Annotated in this window: 20 protein-coding genes and 3 tRNA genes; 17 read left to right on the forward strand and 6 right to left on the reverse strand. The window is 72.0% G+C overall.

Annotated elements, in window-relative coordinates; translation table 11 throughout:
- Positions 1-4 precede the first annotated feature (4 nt).
- On the reverse strand, positions 5-1,000 hold the full coding sequence (locus ACFY2Q_RS13295) for an endonuclease/exonuclease/phosphatase family protein (RefSeq protein ID WP_387129901.1): 996 nt from the start codon (positions 998-1,000) through the stop codon (positions 5-7).
- Between the two features lie 305 nt (positions 1,001-1,305).
- Between ACFY2Q_RS13295 and ACFY2Q_RS13300 the strand changes: the two genes are divergently transcribed.
- The 9 genes from ACFY2Q_RS13300 (at position 1,306) to ACFY2Q_RS13340 (ending at position 8,604) form a co-directional block, all read left to right on the forward strand.
- The gene (locus tag ACFY2Q_RS13300) at positions 1,306-1,812 is read left to right on the forward strand and encodes a hypothetical protein (RefSeq protein WP_387129903.1); all 507 of its coding nucleotides are present in this window, start codon (positions 1,306-1,308) and stop codon (positions 1,810-1,812) included.
- A gap of 230 nt (positions 1,813-2,042) precedes the next feature.
- Complete coding sequence (locus tag ACFY2Q_RS13305; RefSeq protein WP_387129905.1) at positions 2,043-3,092, forward strand: AAA family ATPase; 1,050 nt, start codon at positions 2,043-2,045, stop codon at positions 3,090-3,092.
- Positions 3,089-4,102 carry a DUF58 domain-containing protein gene (locus ACFY2Q_RS13310; protein ID WP_387129906.1) on the forward strand — a complete coding sequence of 338 codons (1,014 nt, stop codon included), beginning with the start codon at positions 3,089-3,091 and terminating at the stop codon, positions 4,100-4,102. Before ACFY2Q_RS13305 ends, ACFY2Q_RS13310 begins: the two co-directional genes overlap by 4 nt.
- Positions 4,099-5,058 (forward strand): VWA domain-containing protein, encoded by a 960-nt coding sequence (locus ACFY2Q_RS13315; protein ID WP_387129908.1) that lies wholly within the window; start codon positions 4,099-4,101, stop codon positions 5,056-5,058. The genes ACFY2Q_RS13310 and ACFY2Q_RS13315 overlap by 4 nt, the downstream gene beginning before the upstream one ends.
- Before the next feature lie 34 nt (positions 5,059-5,092).
- A complete protein-coding gene (locus ACFY2Q_RS13320) occupies positions 5,093-5,953 on the forward strand; it encodes a S1C family serine protease (protein ID WP_387129910.1) in 861 nt (286 codons plus the stop codon).
- Between the two features lie 109 nt (positions 5,954-6,062).
- Complete coding sequence (locus ACFY2Q_RS13325; protein ID WP_387129911.1) at positions 6,063-6,359, forward strand: hypothetical protein; 297 nt, start codon at positions 6,063-6,065, stop codon at positions 6,357-6,359.
- A gap of 34 nt (positions 6,360-6,393) precedes the next feature.
- Complete coding sequence (arfB, locus tag ACFY2Q_RS13330) at positions 6,394-6,819, forward strand: alternative ribosome rescue aminoacyl-tRNA hydrolase ArfB (protein WP_387129914.1); 426 nt, start codon at positions 6,394-6,396, stop codon at positions 6,817-6,819.
- 116 nt (positions 6,820-6,935) lie between these two features.
- The gene (locus tag ACFY2Q_RS13335) at positions 6,936-7,934 is read left to right on the forward strand and encodes an aldo/keto reductase (protein ID WP_387129916.1); all 999 of its coding nucleotides are present in this window, start codon (positions 6,936-6,938) and stop codon (positions 7,932-7,934) included.
- A 73-nt stretch (positions 7,935-8,007) separates the two neighbouring features.
- Positions 8,008-8,604 carry a TetR family transcriptional regulator gene (locus ACFY2Q_RS13340; protein ID WP_387129918.1) on the forward strand — a complete coding sequence of 199 codons (597 nt, stop codon included), beginning with the start codon at positions 8,008-8,010 and terminating at the stop codon, positions 8,602-8,604.
- A 37-nt stretch (positions 8,605-8,641) separates the two neighbouring features.
- Here the strand turns inward: ACFY2Q_RS13340 and ACFY2Q_RS13345 are convergent, their stop codons facing one another.
- A complete protein-coding gene (locus ACFY2Q_RS13345; RefSeq protein WP_387129920.1) occupies positions 8,642-9,508 on the reverse strand; it encodes a 3-methyladenine DNA glycosylase in 867 nt (288 codons plus the stop codon).
- A gap of 34 nt (positions 9,509-9,542) precedes the next feature.
- Positions 9,543-10,988 carry a hypothetical protein gene (locus tag ACFY2Q_RS13350; protein WP_387129922.1) on the reverse strand — a complete coding sequence of 482 codons (1,446 nt, stop codon included), beginning with the start codon at positions 10,986-10,988 and terminating at the stop codon, positions 9,543-9,545.
- A gap of 175 nt (positions 10,989-11,163) precedes the next feature.
- Here ACFY2Q_RS13350 and ACFY2Q_RS13355 point away from each other — a divergent pair, with 175 nt between their 5' ends.
- From ACFY2Q_RS13355 to ACFY2Q_RS13370, 4 genes are all read left to right on the forward strand, one after another.
- Positions 11,164-11,967, forward strand: coding sequence for a fumarylacetoacetate hydrolase family protein (locus ACFY2Q_RS13355; RefSeq protein ID WP_387129924.1), 804 nt, complete (start codon positions 11,164-11,166; stop codon positions 11,965-11,967).
- A gap of 108 nt (positions 11,968-12,075) precedes the next feature.
- Positions 12,076-12,147 (forward strand) — tRNA-Gln (locus ACFY2Q_RS13360).
- A 136-nt stretch (positions 12,148-12,283) separates the two neighbouring features.
- A tRNA-Glu gene (locus tag ACFY2Q_RS13365) sits at positions 12,284-12,356 on the forward strand.
- Positions 12,357-12,565: 209 nt separating this feature from the next.
- A tRNA-Glu gene (locus ACFY2Q_RS13370) sits at positions 12,566-12,638 on the forward strand.
- A 177-nt stretch (positions 12,639-12,815) separates the two neighbouring features.
- Here ACFY2Q_RS13370 and ACFY2Q_RS13375 read toward each other — a convergent pair.
- Entirely contained in the window at positions 12,816-13,502 is a 687-nt protein-coding gene (locus ACFY2Q_RS13375) for an IclR family transcriptional regulator (protein ID WP_091393133.1), read from the reverse strand.
- A gap of 49 nt (positions 13,503-13,551) precedes the next feature.
- Here ACFY2Q_RS13375 and leuC point away from each other — a divergent pair, with 49 nt between their 5' ends.
- From leuC to ACFY2Q_RS13395, 4 genes are all read left to right on the forward strand, one after another.
- Entirely contained in the window at positions 13,552-14,997 is a 1,446-nt protein-coding gene (leuC, locus tag ACFY2Q_RS13380; RefSeq protein ID WP_387129925.1) for a 3-isopropylmalate dehydratase large subunit, read from the forward strand.
- A 14-nt stretch (positions 14,998-15,011) separates the two neighbouring features.
- The gene (gene leuD, locus ACFY2Q_RS13385) at positions 15,012-15,599 is read left to right on the forward strand and encodes a 3-isopropylmalate dehydratase small subunit (RefSeq protein ID WP_357011437.1); all 588 of its coding nucleotides are present in this window, start codon (positions 15,012-15,014) and stop codon (positions 15,597-15,599) included.
- Positions 15,600-15,771: 172 nt separating this feature from the next.
- The gene (locus ACFY2Q_RS13390; protein ID WP_387129926.1) at positions 15,772-16,461 is read left to right on the forward strand and encodes an HU family DNA-binding protein; all 690 of its coding nucleotides are present in this window, start codon (positions 15,772-15,774) and stop codon (positions 16,459-16,461) included.
- Positions 16,462-16,603: 142 nt separating this feature from the next.
- Positions 16,604-18,568: an endonuclease/exonuclease/phosphatase family protein gene (locus ACFY2Q_RS13395; protein ID WP_387129928.1), complete on the forward strand. Its 1,965-nt coding sequence runs from the start codon at positions 16,604-16,606 to the stop codon at positions 18,566-18,568.
- Positions 18,569-18,644: 76 nt separating this feature from the next.
- Here ACFY2Q_RS13395 and ACFY2Q_RS13400 read toward each other — a convergent pair whose 3' ends face one another.
- Positions 18,645-19,523 (reverse strand): NUDIX domain-containing protein, encoded by an 879-nt coding sequence (locus ACFY2Q_RS13400; protein ID WP_387129930.1) that lies wholly within the window; start codon positions 19,521-19,523, stop codon positions 18,645-18,647.
- The gene (locus tag ACFY2Q_RS13405; protein ID WP_387129931.1) at positions 19,511-21,031 is read right to left on the reverse strand and encodes a CHAD domain-containing protein; all 1,521 of its coding nucleotides are present in this window, start codon (positions 21,029-21,031) and stop codon (positions 19,511-19,513) included. The genes ACFY2Q_RS13400 and ACFY2Q_RS13405 overlap by 13 nt, the downstream gene beginning before the upstream one ends.
- Positions 21,032-21,048: the final 17 nt, after the last annotated feature.

The raw sequence follows: 21,048 nt of genomic DNA on the forward strand, positions 1-21,048 counted from the left end.
TTGGTTATGGGGTGGGGAGGCGGAGGGTTGTTAGGACTGGGCGGTGGTCGCTGCCGGGTAGGGCCAGCACTCTTAGCGAGCGGACCGCTATGCGCTTGTCGACGAGCACATGGTCGATGGTGACCGGCGGGATCCGGTCGCCGTCGTAGGGACCCCAGGTGCCGGTCAACCCCTTTCCGACCGCGTCGGCCGCGTCGACGTAACCGGTGCGCAGCAGCGCCCGCAGCGGACTGTGGTCGAGGGTGGCGTTGAAGTCCCCGGCGAGGATCCGCAGCTCACCGCCCGGGGTGGCTGGCGGTTGGGCGAGCAGGTCGGTACGCCACGCGTCGACCTGGTCCAGTGCGGACGGCGCCGCCGGGTGAGCCGACTCGACACGGACCGGTGGAGCGCCGGGGACCGCCACCGTGCCGTACGCCTGGCTGAACCGCCAGCCGCCGCGGTTGTGACGGATGCCGGCGTTGCTTATCGGCCACCGCGAGTAGAGCCCGGAGCCGGGCGCGCCGACGTGCGGGTTGAGCTGCCGGTGGGGCAGCAGTTGGTCGAGGCCGAGCCGGTCCAGGGCGACCTGCGCGTCGGGGGTGAACTCCTGCACGGTGAGCACGTCGACCCGGTGCTGCCGGACCAGTTCGACAAGCGTGGCCGCGTCGGCGGCGCCCGCGAGCAGGTTGGCCGTGAGCAGCCGGACGGTGGGGCCGGTCGTCGACGGCTGTGCGGCGGCCAGCGCCCGGGGCGCGACCGCGCCGAGCAGGGCCACCGCCGTCAGGGCCGCGACCGCCGCTGGCCACCAGCGCCGCAGGGCGATGGCGAGTGCGAGGGCGAGCACGCTCCATCCCGCGACGTACGGGGTGAAGGCGAGCGCCTGCACAAGTGGGCCTCGGTCCAGCCCGCCCAGCCGTAGGGCGGCCCAGGCGGCAGTCGGCCCGACCGCCACCCAGCAGAGCACCGTGCCGACAGGTGCCGCGCGACGGTGGGTAGGCGTGGGCGGAGCGTCGACGATCATGGCGGACAGCCTAATGGTCTTCTGATCCCACCATTCGTGAATGGTGGGGCGCTCACATTTCGCAATTATGTGAGGGTCGGTCGTCAACCCGATAAAGCGAGATCAACTATTGACGCTCAGCTTTTTACGGTGCTACGTTTCACCTGGTCAAAGCGACGCAACTCTGAGTAGTAATACCAGTTCAAGCCGGGTGCAGGTGAGACCTTCGGTCGGTTGTGCGTCGTCCTCGGCCCTATTTTCTGGCAGTTATCCGTCCCGCCCCGCGGGTCGGCCGAATTCGCACGGTCACACAAGGGGGACCTGTCATGAGCACATCCTTCCGACGTAAGGCGGCGGCGGTCACGTTCGCCGTCCTGGGGCTCACCCTCGCCGGAGGTGGGATCGCCGTCGCCCAACCGACGGCGAAGGCCCCGGTCGAAGCAGTCCAGCCGGCTGCCCGCAGCACGAACTCCCAACCGCCGGTGACGGCGGAGTCCACCCGCAAGGCCAAGGCCGCGCTGAGCGCAAAGGCGAGCACACTCGTCGCCTCGACCACCACCGTCGTCGTCAACTCCAACGGCACCAAGGCCCGCGGCACCGGCACCGTCATCAAGTACGGCACCGGGCAGTACGAGGTGCAGTTCGGCCAGGTCGTCACAGCCGGCGTCTTCGTGGCGTCCGTCGGCCGGGCTGACTCCTGCTGCATCCCGCCGTCCGGCGAGGTCTCGGTCGCGCCCCGGCTCAGCACGCCGAACGCGGTCTTCGTGCAGACCCGCAACTCGGCTGGCACCCCGACCGACCTGGGCTTCCACCTGGTTGTCCACCTGTCCTGACCGACCGACGTCCGGCCCCCGCACCTGTGTGCGGGGGCCGTGCCGTGCCCGCCCGGTACGCCTCGTCACCGTCGACCCACTCCTGCCAGCTCGGGGTCGACGTACTCTTGTGGCTGGCTCATCCCGGTCGTCCCTCGTTCGGGCGGCTCGTCCTCGTCCGGGGCACAACGGGCCGGTCCGGTGCTCACAATCCGACGTTTGCCGGCCCCTCCGCCCGGGAAGCAAGCACCGTGACGGACATCTCGGACACCCTGGCCAGCATGCCCAGCCCGGTCGATCCCGAGCCGACCGGCGTCGAGCTGGAACAGACGCTCTTCGAGGTCAAACGCGTGATCGTCGGGCAGGATCGACTCGTCGAACGCCTGCTCACCGCTTTGATCGCCAACGGGCACTGCCTCCTGGAGGGGGTTCCCGGCGTGGCCAAGACGCTTGCCGCGCAGACCCTCGCCACAGTGGTCGGCGGCACCTTCTCCCGGATCCAGTTCACGCCGGACCTGGTCCCCTCCGACATCGTCGGCACCCGGATCTACCGGGCCTCCAAGGAGACCTTCGACATCGAGCTGGGCCCGATCATGGCCAACCTGGTGTTGGCCGACGAAATCAACCGTGCCCCGGCCAAGGTCCAGTCGGCGCTGTTGGAGGCGATGGCGGAACGGCAGGTGAGCATCGGCGGCCGAAGTTGGCCGGTGCCGTCGCCGTTCCTGGTGCTGGCCACCCAGAACCCGATCGAGTCGGAGGGGGTCTATCAGCTCCCCGAGGCGCAGCGCGACAGGTTCCTGATGAAGGTGGTGGTCGACTACCCCAGCGACGCCGACGAGCTGGCAATCCTCTACCGGATGAGCACGGACCGGCCCAGCCCACGGCAGGTGCTCGACGCGCAACGGTTGCAGGACCTGCAGAGCCGCGCCGAGCGGGTCTTCGTCCACCACGCGCTAGCCGAGTACGTCGTCCGGCTCATCCTCGCCACCCGCGACCCGGGCCGGTTCGGGCTGCCGGAGATCGCGCCACTGCTGGCGTACGGCGCCAGCCCTCGAGCCACCCTCGGCTTGGTCGCGGCCGCCCGGGCGCAGGCCCTCCTACGTGGACGGGAGTACGTGCTGCCCGAGGACGTCCGGGAGTTGGCTGTCGACATCCTCGCCCACCGGCTGGTGCTCTCCTTCGACGCGGTGGCCGACGGGGTGTCGGCCGAGAGTCTTGTGCGCCGGCTGGTGGAGGCGGTTCCGCCGCCCCGGGTGGCGAACGGGCATCCGCAGCAGACGCCGGATCTGGCGGCGGCATGAGGCGCGCCAGCCTCGCGCCGGTGGCCGTCCCGCCGGATCCGGGCCTGGCCGAGCTGAGCCCGGACCAGCGACTGCGGCGTCTGGAGTTGACTGTCACCCGGCGGCTCAACGGTCTGCTGCACGGCCAGTACCGTGGCCTGCTTCCCGGGCCGGGCAGCGAACCCGCGGGCAGCCGCGAATACCGGCCGGGGGAGGACGAGGTCCGCCGGATGGACTGGGCGGTGACCGCCCGGACCGCCGTGCCGCACGTCCGGCAGGTCGACGCCGACCGGGAACTGACCACGTGGTTGCTTGTCGACGCCAGTGCCAGCATGGAGTTCGGCACCGCCGAGTTGGACAAGCGGGAGCTGGCGGTGGCCGCGGTGGCGGCGGTGGGTTTCCTGACCGCGGGCGTCGGCAACCGACTGGGTGCCCAGGTGCTGCGTGCCGACGGGGTACGTCGTTTCCCCGCCCGCAGCGGGCGTACCCATCTCTTCGGTCTGCTCCGCATGCTGCTGACCGCCCCGCGCACGTCCGGTCCCGGCGACCGGTCGCCGGGCGGATCGCCGGAGTTGGCGGACGGGCTCAACGCACTGCACCGGGTCGCCAATCAGCGCGGCCTGGTCGTCGTGGTCTCGGATTTCCTCGACGGGCTGCCCGACGACCCGGACCACCCGCCACCCTGGGAGGCGACCCTGCGCCGGTTGTCGGTCCGTCACCAGGTGCTGGCGATCGAGGTGACCGACCCGCGCGAGCTGGAGCTGCCCGACGTCGGCCTGATCACGCTCGTCGACCCGGAGACCGGCAGGCACCGCGAGGTGTCGACATCGGACCGTCGGCTGCGCGAACGGTACGCCGAGGCGGCAGCCGCCCAGCGTGAGCAGGTCCGCCAGGCCCTGCGCCGCAGCGCGGCGACCCACCTGGCGCTGCGTACCGACCGGGACTGGGGTGCGGACATCGTCCGGCACGTGCACGCCCAGCGGCGGATGGCCGCCGCGCCGGCCAGGATCGCCCGGGGAGGTGCCGCGTGAACTGGGAGTCCCCGCTGCGGCTCTGGCTGCTGCTCGGCGTGCTCGCCCTTGTCGTCGCGTACCTGGTGATGCAGCGCGGACGCAGCCGGTACGCGGTCCGCTTCACCAACCTGCGGCTGCTCGACCGGGTGGCGCCCGAGCGGCCGGCCTGGCGCCGACATGTCCCGGCCGGGCTGTTCCTGGCCATGCTGGCGCTGCTCGTGGTCGGGTTCGCCCGACCCAGCGCCGAGGTTCGGGTGCCCCGGGAACGCGCCACAGTCATGGTGGCGGTGGACGTGTCCACCTCGATGCTCGCCACCGACGTCGAACCGGACCGGCTGGCCGCGGCCAAGCAGGCGGCCCGGCGGTTCGTCGAAGGGCTGCCGGACGAGTTCAACGTGGGGCTTGTCGCGTTCGCCGGCAGCGCCGCCGTCCTGGTGCCGCCCGGGACCGACCGGGATGCCCTGGACGAGGGCATCGGCCGGCTCGCCGAGGGGGTGACCGGGGTGCAGGGCACCGCGATCGGCGAGGCCATCAACACCTCGTTGGGCGCGGTCAAGGGTTTGGACAGCGAGGCCGCGAAGGAGCCACCGCCGGCCCGGATCATCCTGCTCTCCGACGGGGCGAACACCTCGGGGATGGACCCGATGGAGGCGGCGGCGGAGGCGGTGACGGCGAAGGTGCCGGTGCACGCGATCTCCTTCGGCACCCCGTCCGGGTTCGTGGACCGGGGCGGGCGGCCCGTCCAAGTGCCGGTCGACGGGCAGACCCTGCGAGCGGTCGCCGACGAGACCGGCGGGATGTTCCACGAGGCCAGCACCACCGACGAGTTGCGTGCCGTATACGACGACATTGGCAGCTCGGTCGGCTACCGCAAGGAACGCCAGGACGTCTCGGCCCGGTTCATCGGCCTCGGACTCGTCTTCGCGATGGGTGCGGCAGCCGGCTCGATGCGCTGGTTCTCCCGACTGCCCTGATCAGCCGCGCCGACGTCGACCGTGAGGAGTACGCATGGCTGTGCAGACCGGACTGGGTGAACCGCGCGGTCCCTGGTTCATCTCGCCCGAACTCGACCCGGACGGGCACGGGTGGTGGGACGCGCCCGGCTCGGGGCGGGATCCCGGCGGGCGGCGCTCGGGACGCCTGTTCGCCGTGCTGGCCGTGGTGGCCGTCTCCGCCGTCTCGGGCGCTCTGGCCGGCGGCGTGGTGGCCAGCCAGAACGGTGCCGGCGGTCCGGCGGCGGCGTCGGCCGCCCCGGTGCCGGCGGAACTGGTCACCGCCGCCGAGCGGACCGTGCCCGGTGTGGTGTCGGTGCTCGCCGGCGGGGCGAACGGCGCGTCCGCGACCGGCTCGGGGTTCGCCATCGACGACCAGCAGCACCTCGTCACAAACGACCACATCCTGGCCAAGGGGGGCGGTGGGCCGGTGACAGTGGAGTTGCCCGACGGCCGCCGCTACGAAGCCGAGGTGGTCGGGCGGGAGCCGCGCAGTGACCTGGCGGTGCTGAAGGTGCCGCCGTCGGCCGGGCTCTCCCCGTTGCCGCTTGCCAAGCCGGGTGCCACACGGGTCGGTGAGCCGGTGCTGGCGGTGGGCTCACCGTTGGGCCTGTCCGGGACGGTCACCGCCGGCATCGTGAGCGCGTTGGACCGTCAGGTGCGGCTGGGCAACAACAGGCACAGCGCGGTGCAGACCGACGCGTCGATCAATCCCGGCAACTCGGGCGGGCCGCTTGTCAACGCCCGTGGCGAGGTGGTCGGGGTGAACACCGCGATCGCCACAATCGACGGCAACGGGTCGATCGGCATCGGCTTCGCCATCCCGATCGAGCAGGTGCAGCAGAGCGCCGACACGATCATCGGCAAGGGCGGCTGAGCTGCCCGGACAGCTACCGGCGGCCGGTTCGGCCGCCGGTAGTGTCGGATATCCGGCCGGACAGCATCAAATCATGGAAATATGACGCTCCGTATGGATACTGGCGGAGGTGGAGCGTCCTCTTCTCACGGTCCTCCTGCTGGTGGGCCTGGTCATCGGATGTGCGGTGGGGTCGGCGTACGCGCGGGCACGACGCGGGTGGACCGACTACCAGACGGTCAAGAAAACGGTGCCGACTGCACGTCGTGGCGCCTGGTTGCTGATCCGGGGGGTCGCCGTGAAAGCCGCGGTGATCGGGTTGCTGCTGTTCGGCGCGGTCGCGTACGCGGCGGTCGGCTCGAACGACGACACCGCCGGCCCGACGCCGAGCCCGTCCTCGACGTCGAGTAAGCCTCCGCACCGGTGATCCTCGTTGGGTCGGTGCGGGTTAGCCTCGGGGCGTGGACGACGGACTGCGGGTGACCGACCGGTGGGTCGTCCCCACCGGGGAGTTGCGGGAGCGCTTCTCCCGCTCGTCCGGGCCGGGTGGGCAGGGCGTGAACACCGCCGACTCCCGGGTCGAGCTGAGCTATGACCTGGCCAACTCCCCGTCGGTGCCCGACTGGCTGCGGTCGCGGGCGTTGGAGCGACTGGCCAACCGCCTGGTGGACGGGGTCCTGACGATCGCGGCCAGCGAGCACAGGGCGCAGCTGGCCAATCGGGAGGCGGCCCGCGAGCGGATGGTGGCGCTGCTGCGTGAGGCCGCCGCGCCCCCGCCACCACCCCGCCGCGCGACCCGGCCGTCCCGGGGCGCCAAGGAGCGCCGGCTGGCCGAGAAGAAGCGCCAGTCGCAGCGCAAGCGTGACCGCCGCGTCGACGGCGAGTAGTCGACCCCTTCAAGTCGTGCCATTCCGGGTCCCCTTCGACTATCGGGTGACAGAATCTGGAATCTGTCACCCGAAGTATGTATGCTGAGCGGGTCACCCAGGAGAGGAACATCCCCATGGACACCCGCAAGCTCGGCACCACAGGCCCGACCGTCTCCGCCCTCGGCCTCGGCCTGATGGGCATGTCCGACCTCTACGGCGATGCCGACGAGGTCGAGAGCATCGCCACCATCCACGCCGCCCTGGACGCCGGCGTCACCCTGCTGGACACCGGCGACTTCTACGGGATGGGCCACAACGAGATGCTGCTGCGCGAGGCGTTGCGCGGCCGAAACCGCGACGACGCGGTGATCAGCGTCAAGTTCGGCGCCCTGCGCGACGTCGACGGCGGCTGGAACGGCGCCGACGTTCGACCCGTCGCGATCAAGAACTTCCTGGCGTACTCGCTGCGCCGCCTCGGCACCGACCACATCGACATCTACCGCCCGGCCCGGCTGCCGGGAGACGTGCCGGTGGAGGACGTGGTCGGCACCCTCGCCGAGCTCGTCAAGGCCGGTCACATCCGGCACATCGGCCTGTCCGAGGTCAGCGCGGACACGCTACGCCGGGCGCAGGCAGTGCACCCGATCGCCGACCTCCAGATCGAATACTCGCTGATCTCCCGCAACCCGGAGGCCGACATCCTGCCGACGGCCCGCGAGCTGGGTGTGGGGATCACCGCGTACGGGGTGCTGTCCCGCGGCCTCATCAGCGGCCACTGGACCGCTCGCAGGGACACCGTCGCCACGGACTTCCGCAGCTACTTGCCCCGGTTCTCCGGCGCCAACCTGGACCGCAACCTCGCCCTCGTGGACGCCCTGCGCGTCATCGCCGAGGCCCGTGGCGTCACAGTGGCGCAGATCGCCATCGCCTGGGTGCTCGCCCGAGGTGAGAACATCGTGCCGCTGATCGGTGCCCGTCGCCGGGACCGGCTCACCGAAGCACTGGGCGCGACAGCTGTCACCCTCACCCAGGAGGACCTGGCCGCCATCGAGGCCGCCGTCCCGGCCGACGCGGCAGCCGGCAACCGCTACGACGAGGCGCAGATGGCGTTGCTGGACAGCGAGCGGGCGTGACCACCGGGCCGTGGCGCGACCGCCACCCGGGGGTCGCGCCACGGCCGGTGGGGCCGTCAGGGAGGCTGGAGCGATGAGCGACGCCACCGCCCTGACGGCCGACCGCATCCTCGACACCGCCGAGGAGGTGCTACGCCGGTACGGGCCCGCCAAGGCCACAGTGCTTGACGTCGCCCGCGCGCTGGGCGTCAGCCACGGCAGCGTCTACCGGCATTTCGCCAGCAAGGCCGCGCTCCGCGACGCGGTCGCCGAACGCTGGCTGGCCCGGATCTCCACCCCGCTCATCGAGGTGGCCACCGGCGCCGACCCCGCACCGCAGCGGCTGCGTCGGTGGCTCGCCGAACTGAGTGGCACCAAGCGCCGGAGGGCCCGGGAGGACCCGGAGCTGTTCGACAACTTCCACCAGCTCGCCACCCTCGCCGAGGGTGCGGTCGCCACGCACCTGGAGATCCTCGCCGGCCAGCTCAGCCTCATCGTCGCCGACGGGGTGACGGCCGGCGAGTTCAGCGTGCCGGACCCGGCGGTGGCCGGCCGGGCGCTGTTGCAGGCCACAGCCCGATTCCACCACCCGGCGCACCGGGCCGAGTGGAGCGAGCCCGGCCTGGACGAGGACATGGAGGCAGTGGTCTCGCTGCTCCTCGACGGCCTGCGAACCCGTCCGGAGAGCTGAGCCCGACCCATCCCAGGGCCGGGCCGCGAGCAGCCGGTCAGGCCGGGACGGCCGCTAGCAGCCGATCGCGCAGCACCGCGGCCCGGTCGGCGAAGCCGCGCTGGGCGGCGGCGTACTCCGCCCGGCCCTCCGGCGTCTCCACACGCACCGGCGGGTAGCCGAGCGCCGCCAGGTCGTACGGGCTGGCCCGCATGTCGAGAGTACGGATCTCCCGGGCCAGCTCGAAACAGTCCGCCACCAACTCCGAGGGCACCAGCGGCGACAGCTTGTACGCCCATTTGTAGACGTCCATGTTGGCGTGCAGGCAGCCCGGCTGCTCGTGCTCGTGCTGGGTGTCCCGGGTCGGTGTGAGCAGGTTCAACGGGCGGGCCGGCGGTGTGAAGAACCGGAACGCGTCGAAGTGGCTGCACCGCACCCCGCGCTCCTCGACGATCGCGGCCGTCCGCTCCGCGTCCAGTCGCAACGGCCACGCGTTGTGCCGCAACTCCTCGCGGGTCTGCCGGTAGACCATCGCCCATTCGTGCATCCCGAAGCAGCCAAAGTGCGGCGCCCGCCCCGCAGTGGCCGTGAGCAGCGAGCGGATCCACGCGATCGACTCGCCGCGTCGCTGGCGTACCCCATCGGTGTCGAGGGTGACCCCGGCGGCGGTGGCGCGGTAGTCCCGGCCGAACTCGGCCGGATCCGCGTCGCGCAGCTCGACCCCTGCGCCCGGATGCCAGCGGCGCAGCTGCGCCGGCCGATGCGAGTAGTAGGTGAACAGGAAGTCGGCCACCGGGTGCCGCTCGCCGCGCCGCCGACGGGCCAGGTGCGGGGTCAGCCAGACGTCCACCCGCTGCTCGTGGGCCCGACGACGGGCCTGCCAGGTCGCCACGTCGAGCACGGCGGGGGCGAGGGCGGCGGTCACGGACCCCAGGGTACGACCGCCGCCCGTTGGCCGGTCAGGGCATCTGCACCCGCACGCCTGCGGAGAAGACGCCGCCGCGCAGCTCCAACTGTCGGGGCGGATCCCGCCCGTCGACGGTGAAGACGAGCGGCAGCACCACCCGACTGCCGGCCGCCACCGGGTCGGCGAAGACGTCCCGACCCAGGTTGGCCGCCCGGGTGGCCGGCTCGTCGGTGCTCACCCACCGGCCGCCGGGCAGGTAGGCCCGTTGCATCTGGCCGTGCCAGGGCTGCTGGTCGCCGGTGACGTTGCGCACTCCTACAGTGGCCTGGCACCGACGGCCGGAGGCCGGAGCCGCGCCGCCCTCGTTAGTCGCCCCGGTGCTGCCGTGCGCGTCGCAGGACATCCGGTAGACGGTGAACTCGAACGCCGAATCGCGCAGCGGTACGCCCACCGGCCCGGACACCCCGGTGCCCATCCACGCGCCGCTTGTCGGCTGCTTCTGGGTGTCGATCTCGGAGACCTGCCGGGTCGCCGTCCAGCCGGCGGTCCCGACCACGGCGGCCAGCACCACCACGGCCGCGCCGACCAGCAGGGCGACCGGCGGGGTACGCCGACGCCGCATCGGGCTCGGCGTGGACGGACGCGGATAGATCGTTCCGCGCCCCTCGTCGGATCCGCCGCCGCTGGACAGGGCTGCCGCGGTCACCCGCCGGCCGCGTCGACGACGCCACACCCAGAACAGGGCGGCACCGAGCAGCACCAGCAGAACCGCCAGGCCGGCCAGCAGCACCGGGGTCTGCCGCCAAACTGGCTGCGCCGCGGTGACCTCCTCCGCCGGTGTCCCCGCCGCCTGCCAGGTGGCCGACGCGCAGTCGAACGGCCGGCTGCCGTCGCTCGTGAAGGCGCAGGCCGGCGCGGTCAGTTTCTGGCCCGGCGCGGTCGCGGTCAGCGCGGTGCCAAGCGTGGTCGTGCTGTGCGCGGGCAGCCGCAGCCGCCACGTCACCTCGGTGGCGGACCCCCCGGAGTTGGTGGACCGGCCGCCGGCGCTTATCGAGGTGGGCGACGACCCGGAGGGCAACTCCTGGCGCACAGTCGTGTCGACGGGCGAACTGCCCACGTTGCGCACGTGGATCCGGTATCGCGGCGCCGGACTGCTCTCCGGCGCGACCGCGACCGTCACCGGAGGCGCGGGCACCGACGCCGGCGTCCGCGACGGCGGTGCCATCGCCGGTGGCGCCGACGGCGGCGTGGGCTCCGCACTCGCCGCCGCGGGTGGCCGGGCGACCACCGCCACCGCTGGCGGCGGGCTGACAGGCGCGGGCGCTGTGACCGCCGTCGGTTCTGGCGTGGGTGTCGCTGGTCGTGGCGTGACGGCCGGTGGTCGTGGCGCGGCCGCCGCCTCCGGGGCCACCGTGGGCAGGGCCGGCACGGCGGCGAGGATGCCGAGGCAGTGGACGAACACTGCGAGGGCTCTGTGGTGTCGTGTCGATGCAGGCATACGAACGAACCTCCGGAGCCGACGCTAAGGGCGTGCTCCCTCCGTGCGGGTACGAAGTCAGGAATCCCGCCCCGGTCACCCCGACGGCCGATAGGGTGCCGCCGCGTTGACGGGTTGCGCACACCCGCCCGCCGGTCGTGGCCGGTCGACCCGTCGGCGGGGCTAGATTGGCCAGGTGCGTATCGCTCGTTTCGCTCATGCCAAGGGAATGTCGTTCGGTGCCGTCGAGGGCGAACCGGAGGCCGGGCCGCAGGGCCTGACCATCGCCGAGATCGAAGGCCACCCGTTCGGCAAACTCTCCTTCAGTGGGGCCCGCTGGGCCCTCTCCGACGTCCGGCTGCTCTCGCCGATCCTGCCCAGCAAGGTGGTCTGCGTGGGCCGCAACTACGCCGACCACGCCGCCGAACTCGGCAACGACGTACCCAAGGAGCCGTTGCTCTTTCTCAAGCCGTCCACAGCGGTGATCGGCCCCCGGGACGCCATCCGGCTGCCGATCTTCTCCAAGCAGGTCGAGCACGAGGCGGAGTTGGCGGTCGTGATCGGCGCTCCCGGCGCCCGCCGCGCCGACCGGGCGGCCGCCGAACGCGCCATCTTCGGCTACACCTGCGCCAACGACGTCACCGCGCGGGACCTCCAGCGCTCCGACGGGCAGTGGACGCGGGCCAAGGGCTTCGACTCGTTCTGCCCCATCGGCCCGTGGATCACCACCGGACTGGACGTCTCCGACCTGGAGATCCGGTGTGAGGTCGGTCGCAACCCCGACGAGATGGAGGTACGCCAGCTCGGCCGTACGAAGGACATGGTCTTCGACGTGGCCGGCCTGGTGTCGTACATCTCGCACGTGATGACGCTGCTGCCCGGCGACGTGGTTCTCACAGGCACGCCGGCGGGGGTTAGCCCGCTCGTGGAGGGGGATACCGTCACCGTGCGGATCGAGGGCATCGGTGAGCTCAGCAACCCGGTGGTCCCCGTCGCCTGATCCGTCCGATGCCCCCGTTTCCGCAGCTCACAGGTGTTTCGGGGGGATCGGATTTGGCCTGCCGGCACCGGGAGGGTAATGTTCGTTCCCGGCGCCGCAAGGTGCCAATGGGGTATGGGGTAATTGGCAGCCCGACTGATTCTGGTTCAGTTAGTCTAGGTTCGAGTCCTGGTACCCCAGCGCAGCTGGGATTCGCGAGAATCCCGGACGCTGGATTCTGACGGAGTTCTCCTCCGCCCCTGCGGGGGCGGAGGTTGATCTCTGGTAGAGTGCAGCTCCTCCGCCCGCGAGGGTGGGGGAGCGAAATGCTTGTCCTGGCCCCGTCGTCTAGTGGCCCAGGACGCCGCCCTCTCAAGGCGGTAGCGCCGGTTCGAATCCGGTCGGGGCTACATCTGTGCACAGCCCGTCTCACCCTGGTGAGGCGGGCTGTTTCGTCGTCCAGGGGCCCGTCGTTCCGGGCCGGGTCCGGGTCACCTGGGGGTCGTTTTCTGGTCGCCACCTGCCGGTCGGCGGCCCCGCACCCCGCGCTCGCCCCGGCCGATGGTGCCGCTAGACTACAAGCCGCACCGCCCGCGAGGGTGGTGAACAGCAAAGTTCTGGCCCCGTCGTCTAGTGGCCCAGGACGCCGCCCTCTCAAGGCGGTAGCGCCGGTTCGAATCCGGTCGGGGCTACAACGAAAGGGCTCGTCTCGCGAAGCGAGACGAGCCCTTTTCCGTTCTACCCACCCACCTTGCGGCGATCATGTGGTTGGCGGTCTGACACGCCGGTGCCGGTCCACGCCAACCCCATGATCGCCAGCGCCGGTCGGAGGCCGGACCGACGCCGGTCGGAGGCCGCTGAGCCGTCGGTCAGAGGCCGGAGAGGCGTTGGCCGGCTCGGACTACTGCCATGGCGTGGCGTTCGCCGGGGCGGCGGCCGAGGCGCTCTATGGGGCCGGAGATGCTGACCGAGGCGATCACGCGGCCGGTGCGGTCACGGATCGGGGCGGAGACGCTCGCCACACCCGCCTCGCGCTCGGCGACGCTCTGCGCCCAGCCACGACGGCGTACCTCGGCCAGTGTGCGGCCGGTGAACTTGCTGCGCGGCAGCAGCGGCATCACCGCCTCCGGCGGCTCCCAGGCGAGCAGGATCTGGGCGGACGAGCCGGCGGTCATCGGCAGCACCGAGCCGACCGGAACGGTGTCCCGCAGGCCGCTGGCGCGCTCTGCCGCCGCTACGCAGATCCGCTCGTCCGCACGGCGCAGGTAGAGCTGTGCGCTCTCGCCTGTGGCGTCGCGCAGCGCGGCCAGCAGCGGCTCGGCGGCGGTCAGCAGAACGTCCGGTGCCGCGTTGGCCAACTCGCCCAATCGAGGGCCGGGCCGCCAGCGGCCCTGAGTGTCCCGGACGAGCATCCGATGGATCTCCAGTGCCTGTGCCAGCCGGTGCGCGGTGGCCCGGGGCAGCTTCGTTCGCTCGACGAGTTCGGCCAGGCTGGCGCCGTCGACACAGGCGGCCAGGATGACCACCGCCTTGTCGAGAACGCCAACACCGCTCATACTGTGTCCCACAAGCCGAAACATACCTCCCAGAATTTAGGATGTCCAGATGGTGGGAGTCACTCCTGAGCCGAGGACCCTGGCCGAAAAGGTTTGGGACGCGCACGTCGTTCGGTCCGCCGCTGGTGAGCCGGACCTGCTCTTCATCGACCTGCACTTGCTGCACGAGGTGACCAGCCCGCAGGCGTTCGACGGGCTGCGGCTCGCCGGCCGCCGGGTGCGCCGAACCGACCTGACGCTCGCGACCGAGGATCACAACACCCCGACCGGGTACGACGACCCGGCGTTCCGGCTCCGCCGTGGTGACCTGCTCACCATCGCGGACCCGACGTCCCGGACGCAGATCGAGACGCTGCGCCGCAACTGCGCCGAGTTCGGCGTGCGCCTGCACCCACTCGGTGACGACAACCAGGGCATCGTGCACGTCATCGGCCCGCAGCTCGGGCTGACCCAGCCGGGCATGACGATCGTCTGTGGCGACTCACACACCGCCACCCACGGCGCGTTCGGCGCGCTCGCCTTCGGCATCGGCACCAGCGAGGTGGAGCACGTTCTCGCCACCCAGACGCTGCCGCAGAGCCGCCCGAAGACCATGGCCGTGAACGTCACCGGCCAACTCGCTCCCGGCGTCACCGCCAAGGACCTGGTGCTGGCTCTGATCACCCAGGTCGGCACCGGCGGTGGCCGTGGTCACATCGTCGAATACCGCGGCGAAGCGATCCGGTCCCTCTCCATGGAGGGGCGGATGACCATCGCCAACATGTCCATCGAGTGGGGCGCCAAGGCCGGCATGATCGCGCCGGACGAGACGACCTTCGCGTACCTCAAGGGGCGTCCGAACGCGCCGCAGGGCGCGGACTGGGACGCGGCGCTGGCCTGGTGGCGGACGCTGCCCACCGACGAGGGCGCACGCTTCGACGCCGAGGTGACCCTGGACGCCAGCCAGGTCACCCCGTTCGTCACCTGGGGCACCAACCCCGGGCAGGGTGCGCCGCTGAGCGCGCCAGTGCCGGACCCGGAGGAGTTCGTCACCGACTCGGAGCGGGTCGCTGCCCGCCGTGCGCTGGAGTACATGGACCTGCGCCCCGGCACCCCGCTGCGGGACCTCTCCATCGACGTGGTCTTCGTGGGCTCCTGCACCAACGGTCGCCTGGAGGACCTGCGGGCCGCCGCCGACGTGCTGCGCGGCCACAAGGTCGCCGACGGGGTCCGGATGCTCGTGGTGCCCGGCTCCGCCGCTGTGCGGGAGGCCGCCGAGGCCGAGGGGCTGGACAAGGTCTTCGCCGATGCCGGTGCCGAGTGGCGGTTCGCCGGCTGCTCCATGTGTCTGGGGATGAACCCCGACACGCTGAAGCCGGGCGAGCGCTCCGCCTCCACCTCGAACCGCAACTTCGAGGGCCGGCAGGGCCGGGGTGGGCGTACCCACCTGGTCTCCCCGCCGGTCGCCGCCGCCACCGCCGTGGTCGGCCGGCTGGCCGCCCCCGCCGATCTGTAGAAGGGACCGAGGAGATGGACAAGTTCACCACCCACACCGGCACCGCTGTGCCGCTGCGGCGGTCCAACGTGGACACGGATCAGATCATCCCGGCCGTGTACCTCAAGCGGGTGACCCGCACCGGCTTCGCCGACGGGCTGTTCAACGCCTGGCGGGAAGATCCGACATTCGTTCTCAACGATGAATCCTATTCCGGTGCGTCGATCCTCATCGCCGGCCCGGAGTTCGGCACCGGCTCTTCCCGGGAGCATGCCGTCTGGGCGCTGCGGGACTGGGGCTTCCGCGCTGTGGTGTCGCCGCGTTTCGGCGACATCTTCCGCGGCAACGCCCTCAAGGAGGGCCTCCTGCCGGTCGAGTTGGAATTGAAAGCCGTCGAGGAGTTGTGGGATCTGGTCGAGGCCGACCCGACCACTCCGGTGACTGTCGACCTGACCGCCCGACAGCTCCGGGCCGGGGACGCCACGTGGTCGTTCCCGCTTGACGATTTCAGCCGGTGGCGCCTGCTGGAGGGTCTGGACGACATTGGACTCACCCTCCGGCACGCCGCCGACATCGACTCGTACGAGGCGGGTCGACTGCCGTTCCTGCCCTCGGTGGCATAGCCCGTACGCCCATCCGCACATCGGATTCGCCCTCACCGGTCCAACTGGTGGGGGCGAATCCGTTACGACACAAGGGCTTTTTTCTACCGAATGTTTGTGTCCAGGCAGCACAGGGCATACGGTGCGCGCAGAATGGCTCGCGTCGAGTCAGTTGCACAATCGGGAGGAAGTCGTGAACAAAGCCGAGCTCATCGAGGCGCTCGCCGTTCGCCTGGGGGACCGGAAGACGGCGACGGCCGCGCTCGACGCGGTCCTCACTGAGGTCCAGGCGGCGGTCACCAAGGGCGAGAAGGTGGCGATCACCGGATTCGGAGCATTCGAAAAGCGTGTGCGTGGCGCACGAACAGCGCGCAACCCACGCACCGGCGAGGCGGTGAAGGTCAAGAAGACGTCCGTTCCGACCTTCCGCCCCGGGGCCGGGTTCAAGGAGATGGTGGCCAGCGGCAAGGTGCCGAAGGCCACGGTGGCGGCGAAGAAGACCGCCACCACGACGGCGAAGGCCGCTGGCACCAAGGCCACCGCCGCCAAGGCGGCAAGCAAGAAGACCGCCCCGGCCAAGGCGAGCAAGACCGCCACGGCCACCAAGGCGGCGGCAAGCAAGAAGACCGCCCCGGCCAAGGCGAGCAAGACCGCCACCGCCACCAAGGCGGCCAGCAAGAAGACCGCCCCGGCAACGGTGAGCAAGAGCACCACGGCGACCAAGACGGCCGCCAGCAAGAAGGCCGCGCCGACGAAGAAGAGCGCCGCAGCGGCCAAGTCCACCACGGCGAAGAAGACCACCGCGGCGGCGAGCAAGAGCACGGCGGCCAAGAAGGCTCCCGCGAAGAAGGCTCCGGCCAAGAAGGCGGCCAGCAAGCGCTGACCGACCCGCACAGCCCACAGGGCGTCCACCCGCGCGGTGGGCGCCCTGTGCGCGTACCGGGGCCGTTGACCCGCCTGCCGTGGACGCGCAGAATCGCCGTGCCGGCCCCCCTCTGCCGGCCCGCCGACGGAATGGGGTGCCGGTGCGCTACCGCCAGCTCACCACCGCATCGCTCGCGCTGGGCGTCATTCTGCTCATCGACGTGCTGCGCGTCTGGCTTCCCGGCATCATCACCATCTTCGGTCAGGCCGCGTCCACCCCGGCCGAGCTGATGGGGGCGTTCGCCCTCGGCTGGTTCGTCCTCGCTGCGGCGGCCCCGGCGCTTGTCCGTCGGGTGGGCGCCCGTCCTGTCACAGTCGCTGCGGCCGTCCTGCTGGCAGCCGCGCGGCTCGCGCTCACCGCGACACCCGGCGGACGCGTACAGCTCTGGCTGGCCACCGCAGGGCTGCTCGCCGGGCTGGTCTGGTTGGCGGGTGCCGCCGGTGGCATCGACCGGCCCGTGCCGGGGCTGGCCCTGGGGTTGGCGGTCAACGCGGCGCTACACGGGTTGCTGGACACCTACGATTTGGCCTGGCGCAGCGACTGGATGGCCTGGCTGCTCAGTGCCGTGGCGGTGGGGGCGTTCCTGCTCGCCACTGCGGCGCGGAGCGCGCCACCCGGCCCCGGCGGCGCCCGGTCGTGGCTGCTGGCCGGGCCGGTGCTGCTGCTCGCCGGCATGGTGGCCCTCGCGCCGGCGCTCGCCCAGGCAGGGATGTCGTACCTGATGACCGGCGGGGACGTCGCCGGCAGCCCGTTCGTCGGCCTGGCACCGTTACCGGTGGCCGTCGCGGTGTTCCTGCTGGCCGCGCTGGCCGGCCCGCCCAACCGGCGGTGGGGCCGAGCACTCGGGCCGGTGGCCCTGCTGGCCGGCGCGGTGCTCTTCGCCCTCGATCACGGCGATCTGCTCGTCGCCGCCATCCTGCTCACCGCAGTCGGTCTCGGTGCCTGCCTGGCCCTCACCGACAGGCCCGCCAGTGCCGACGCCGCGAGTGGTTCCGCGACGGCCGTCGGGGTCGGTGTGGGCGAGGCGGACACGGTGGATGCCAGGCGAGCGGCGGCCCGCCGGGGGTACGCGGCCGCAGGCGGCATGCTCGTCTTCGTCCTGGCGGCGGTGGCTTACTACAGCGCCTACGACCTCGGCTATCCCAACGGCGCGGTTCCGGTGGTGGTCGCCGGGCTGGTCGCGGCCGTGGCGCTCACGGCCCGTCCCGTCGCGGGGCTGCCCACGCGACCGTCAGCAGGCAGGCGGCCTGCCGGGTCGCCATCGCCACTGCCGACCACTGCGGCGGTTACCGCGCTGGCACTGCTCGCGCCCGTGTTCGCCGACGAGGTGGGTGTGTCGACCAACCGGAACGGGCCGCCGGAGCAGATCAGGGTGGTGGCGTACAACATCCGGATGGGCTTCGGGCTGGACGGCCGGTTCGATCTGCCCGCGCTGGCCGCCGCGATCGACCGCCAGCAACCCGACGTGGTGCTGCTCAGCGAGGTGGACCGCGGCTGGCTGCTCAACGGCGGCCACGACACCCTTGACCTGCTCGCCGACCGTCTCGATATGCCGTACGTGTTCGGGCCGGCCGCCGACGCCGTCTGGGGTGATGCGGTGCTCAGCCGTTGGCCGACCGAGGACGCGCGGACGCTGCGGCTGCCTGACGTCGGGGCGCCCACCGGCGCGCAGGCACTCGCCGTCACAGTGAACTTCAGCGACGGCGTCCGGTGCGCGGTGGTCAGCACCCATCTGCAACCGCCGCCCGGCGGCGGCCCGGTGGTTCAGGCCCGCTCGGTCGTCGACTTCGCCACGGAGTACGCCGACGGCCTGCCGCTTGTGGTGGGCGGTGACCTGAACACCGAGCCGGGCGACGAGGCGTTCGGCCAGTTCACCGCTGCCGGCCTCGTCGACGCGTTGGCGGCCGGGCGACCGCTGGCGACCAGCCCGGCCGACGACCCGCGCCAGCAGATCGACCACGTCTTCGTCTCGCCCGGGCTGATACCGAGCGACCCGGTCGCGCCGCCCGGCACGGCAAGCGATCACCTGCCGGTCGCGGTGACCCTCACCCTGCCACCCCGCTGATGCACGTCGGCGGGCGTTGATCCACTCCGGATCGCCGACCTCCGCTGCCCCGGCACATCGCCGGAACCACGTGCGGTCACAGGCGGTCGGTGGCGAGCAGCCGGTCACCGCTGAAGGCGAGCAGCCAGCCGCCGCCCTTCGGAGTGGTGAAGTCGTCGTCGGCGCGGCCGGTGAGCTGCTCCAACGCGCCCGGCAGCACCTTGCCCTGACTGCACACCGCCACCTGCCCGCCCGCGCAGGCGAGCTCCAGCAACTGGGCGGCAGTGGCGAGCACCCGCTCGTCGTGCTGCTGGCCCGGCTGAGGCTCGTCCAGATCGCCGCAGATCTCGATGGGCAGGTCGAGTAGTGCGGCGGCCGGGTCCAGGGTCTGCACGCAGCGACGCGGCGACGCCGACACCAGCCGGGCCGGCCGGACCACTGCGATAAGGGCGGCGAGGGCGTACGCCTGGGCCCGCCCCTCGTCGTCAAGCGGGCGGGCGGTGTCCGGGCCGGACCAGGTGGCCCGCTTGCCGGCGTGCGCGTGCCGGACCAGCGCGACGGTGGCGGTCACCGGTGGCAGCGCGGCGAACGCGGCAAGCACCTCGGCGTCGTGCGGATAGCTGACCAGTCGGATCGCGTCGTCCACGGCGAGCCACCGAATGTCGTCCACCTCGGTGTCGGGCTGGAAACCACCGCTGGCGGCAGTGCGCATCGACCAGTAGTCGACAAGCTTGTCCTGCCCCTCGCTGCGGTAGCGCACCGACGGCAGCCGCACCTGCGGTACGCCGCGTACGTCGGCCTCCTCGGCCACCTCGCGGACCGCGGCGACCATCGGGTGCTCGCCCGGCTCCAGCTTGCCCTTGGGCAGTGTCCAGTCACCGTGGCGGGGCCGGTGCACGACGCACACCTGTACGCCGTCGGCGCTGGGACGCCAGCAGACCCCGCCGGCCGCGCGGATGCCGATCATGGGAGCCATCTGGTGCGCCGTCGCCGGGTGGCCCGGTGCCACGCGGCGGGGAACTGGGCTCGCATCTGGCGTACCGTCTCGCGTTCCCGCTCGGCGAGCCGCCCGGCGGTGACCGCCAACGCGTGGTCCGCCGGTCGGCCGGCGGCGAGGGCGAGCCAGGTGTCCGCGGCCACCGCCGCGTCCTGGTGCTCGCCGAGCACGTCCTGCACCCGGGCCAGCGCGCGGGACAGCCGGCGCGCGTCCCCACTGACCGCCGGAAGGACCGCGTTTACCGCGTAGCGGGCCTTCTTGGCGTCCTTGCGGACGGCGTGCCAGCGGTCGTCGGGTGCCAGTGGGTCGAGCCCGTCGACGCCGTCCGGGCCGGTGAGCTGTTTCCACGGGCGGGCCACGAGCGCGGGCAGCGTCCGCGCCGCCGGCTCGGACGCCCGGCGGGTGAGCCGGGGCGCGCGGGCGGCAAGGACCAGGGCGTCCACCAGAGCGAGGTAACGCGGGGAGCGCAGCGCCCTGTCGATGGCGACGAGCGCCTGCCGCTGCCGCTTGGCAAGCGCCCTGTCCAGCCGGTCCACCGCGTCCTGGTCGAGAGTGCTGAGCGGGTCGGCGTTCGCGGTGTGGCGCAGGCGGTCGCGCAGCACCTCGGCGTCGCGGGCCGCGCCGAGCACCTCGGCCAGCCAACGCAGCTCCACGCGCAGCGGACGCGACCACGATCTGCGGACCAGCGGCGTGAACGTACGCAGGTCGCTGCGGAGTCGTCGGGTCGCCACCCGCATCTGGTGCACGGCGCTGTCGCCGCCACCGGCCGCCGCGCGCAGCCGCACAAGCGGATCGTGCGTCAGCAACCGGCGTACCTCCTTGCGGACCACCTCGGTGACCACCTCGCCGGCGCTCGGGTGGGTCGTCAGCTCGCCCGGCGCGACCAGGTCGGGCTCGGCCTGGGCGGCCGAGCCCAGCGCCCGTACGTGTTTCGAGGTGAACGAGCCGCCCCGGGCGCCGGCTTCGGCAAGCACGCCCCCGATCCGGTCCAGGATCTCGCGGTCGCCGGCCTTGAGCTCCACCTCCAACTCGCGGAACGCACCAGTTGTCGCACCGGCGTCGTCGAGCACTGTCACCCGGTCGTCCACCACCTCGGCGAGCACCGCGCCGGCCCTGTCGCACACCTCGTGGGCGTGCCGGATCGTCCGCACCACGGTCACTGGCGCCAGCGCCGCGCCCCGGTGCAGCGCGGTGACCAACTCCACCAGCTCCGGCGGCGGCTGCTCGACGGGCCCCGGGCGGGAGATCTCGTGCCGGACGCCAGGAGTGCCGGTGGGCAGCTTCACCGTCCACGGCAGCTCGTCGCCCTCGCGGTGCCGCAACGAGGCACCGGCGCGGGCCAGCCGCAGGTCGACAGTGTCGAGGTAGCGGGCGACGAGCGTCACCTGTGGCACCGCCCGGACCCGCCCACCGGCCGGGGCCACGGCGGACAGGTCCGGCAGCACGTAGGTGTCGTCCACCTCGTACTTCAGCTCCTCCTCGACCATCAGCTCAGCCTATGCCG

Origin of the sequence: Micromonospora sp. NPDC000316 (genome assembly GCF_042898885.1) — a bacterium.
Taxonomy (GTDB): Bacteria; Actinomycetota; Actinomycetes; order Mycobacteriales; family Micromonosporaceae; genus Micromonospora.

Bases quoted from the DNA above. Each gene is read 5' to 3' on its own strand.
- leuD (WP_357011437.1), top strand. From the start codon at position 15,012: ATGGACAAGTTCACCACCCACACCGGCACCGCTGTGCCGCTGCGGCGG.
- leuC (WP_387129925.1), top strand. From the start codon at position 13,552: ATGGTGGGAGTCACTCCTGAGCCGAGGACCCTGGCCGAAAAGGTTTGG.
- ACFY2Q_RS13295 (WP_387129901.1), bottom strand. From the start codon at position 1,000: ATGATCGTCGACGCTCCGCCCACGCCTACCCACCGTCGCGCGGCACCT.
- ACFY2Q_RS13340 (WP_387129918.1), top strand. From the start codon at position 8,008: ATGAGCGACGCCACCGCCCTGACGGCCGACCGCATCCTCGACACCGCC.
- ACFY2Q_RS13405 (WP_387129931.1), bottom strand. From the start codon at position 21,031: ATGGTCGAGGAGGAGCTGAAGTACGAGGTGGACGACACCTACGTGCTG.
- ACFY2Q_RS13310 (WP_387129906.1), top strand. From the start codon at position 3,089: ATGAGGCGCGCCAGCCTCGCGCCGGTGGCCGTCCCGCCGGATCCGGGC.
- ACFY2Q_RS13375 (WP_091393133.1), bottom strand. From the start codon at position 13,502: ATGAGCGGTGTTGGCGTTCTCGACAAGGCGGTGGTCATCCTGGCCGCC.
- ACFY2Q_RS13400 (WP_387129930.1), bottom strand. From the start codon at position 19,523: ATGGCTCCCATGATCGGCATCCGCGCGGCCGGCGGGGTCTGCTGGCGT.
- ACFY2Q_RS13300 (WP_387129903.1), top strand. From the start codon at position 1,306: ATGAGCACATCCTTCCGACGTAAGGCGGCGGCGGTCACGTTCGCCGTC.
- ACFY2Q_RS13350 (WP_387129922.1), bottom strand. From the start codon at position 10,988: ATGCCTGCATCGACACGACACCACAGAGCCCTCGCAGTGTTCGTCCAC.
- ACFY2Q_RS13335 (WP_387129916.1), top strand. From the start codon at position 6,936: ATGGACACCCGCAAGCTCGGCACCACAGGCCCGACCGTCTCCGCCCTC.
- ACFY2Q_RS13320 (WP_387129910.1), top strand. From the start codon at position 5,093: ATGGCTGTGCAGACCGGACTGGGTGAACCGCGCGGTCCCTGGTTCATC.